The 1,653-nt window shown below is 39.1% G+C and carries 1 protein-coding gene; it reads right to left on the bottom strand.

Translation table 11 applies throughout. The annotated features are described in order from the left end of the window. Positions 1-46: 46 nt before the first annotated feature. Positions 47-1,525, bottom strand: a complete 1,479-nt coding sequence (locus tag MTCD1_RS18210) for an IS4 family transposase (protein WP_231733114.1) — start codon at positions 1,523-1,525, stop codon at positions 47-49. Positions 1,526-1,653: the final 128 nt, after the last annotated feature.

The raw sequence follows: 1,653 nt of genomic DNA, 5'->3' as shown, positions 1-1,653 counted from the left end.
CTCAAGTTTCGGGGTTCACTTTTAGCCAATAAAAGTGAATACCCCCTCATTCTAGGGCTTCTTGTCGTAAGGTAAAACTATCCATTTGCATGACTTGCGTAAAAAAATCAACAACCGTTTGTTCAATTTTGTTTAGCACGTCAGATTTTTCAACCTTGGTTAAATTAGCCATTTCACTTAATGCACCAGCAATTAACGCTTTAAATAACCCCCACAATTTACTGGCAAAGTTCAAGCAACTTAAGCTTTCTTCAAAGTCATTTCTAACCTTGCTAAGCCTTGCTGCTCCTTCTTCTTGTTTAGCAAACAATAGCAAGCAAAACCTGAGCCCTGTTAGGTGTATTGAGGCAATATAAGCACTGTAATGGCGGCTTTGCTCTTTTAAAAAACCTAGCTTTTGTTTGGCTTCTTTGAAGTAAACTTCAATCCCCCAACGTAGTGCATAGACTTCAAGTATTTTTTCATCTTCAAGTTCACTATCCGTCGTTAAAAATAGTGCCCAATCATGTTTGCTTGCCTGTTGTTTTTCCTCATTGACTGAGCGAACAAAAAGTAATTTCACCTTAACCCATTGGGCTGGCTCTTTATCCGAGCTTGCGAGGTTCAATTCAACAGTAATGGACTTACTTTGATAAGGCACATGATTAAGTGTTTGCCAGTGACCTTTAACATGAGCTTTATATAACGCTTTAGCGCAGAGTAACTTGACCTTACCATCAACAACTAAACGGTATTTCATCTTATTCTTTTTCATTCTGACAATGGCAACAAGCGAGTGTTCAATTGTCATTCTAAGAATATGTTTGGTCGCAAACCATGCATCGGCTAAAAAGTAATCCGCGTTAATGCCAGCGCGGATAGCTCGCGCTATCATGTCACACACCATTTCTGGCTTGGTTTGTTGCTTTGATTTTTGGTAGCGCTTTGCTGCAATACTGCGACCATCATTAAACCGGTAATCTAACGCTTGCTCCTTAATCTGGCTGATGAATATTTCATTATCAACGGGAACAAATTGCTCATCATTAGCGACACCAAGCGTCACTATTTGCTGCCCCATCACGCAACGAGCCGTTAAGTGGTCAAAGTGACTCGATACGCCCGGCATCTTTTTGCCACGCCTTGTTTTTACGGTGTCATCAATAACAAAGGCGCTGAGTTGGTTTTTACTCTTTCCCTTAAGGACTTTTTTAGCCGTTAATAATTGTAGCTTTCGCCAATCTAAGTCTTCTCGATTAAGTAGATCATATAGCGCATCTTTTTTTGCGGCTGAAAAACTTAATAACGAATCCTTTGAAAACATGGCAACAGAGTCTACTTTTAGCCAAACCCAAAGCATTAATAGATAAACCACATCGCTGGCTGGTATGCCTGAGCGCTTAGAAAACTTAGCTTGACGTAACATTGCATTAAAACTCAGACTCTTCCATGTTGAGCTAAAGGTGTTATCTATTTTAAGGTTTGTTTGGCTAAGTAAGTCAGCGGTTAATGATGGTAAGTTCAAAGGCTTTGTGGCAGAATTCATTCGATGTCTCTTGTGGTTTTTTACTTTGTCTAGATAACAAGTATTTTACCATAATGAGACATCAACCTCTTTTAAATCATCGAGTTATTCAGTTTTTATTGTTTGTTTTGAATCCCGAAACTTGAGTT

This window comes from Colwellia marinimaniae (assembly GCF_002207865.1).
GTDB lineage: Bacteria > Pseudomonadota > Gammaproteobacteria > Enterobacterales > Alteromonadaceae > Colwellia > Colwellia marinimaniae.
Note: the sequence above shows the minus strand (reverse complement) of the source record. Positions and strands in the feature narration are given on the sequence as shown.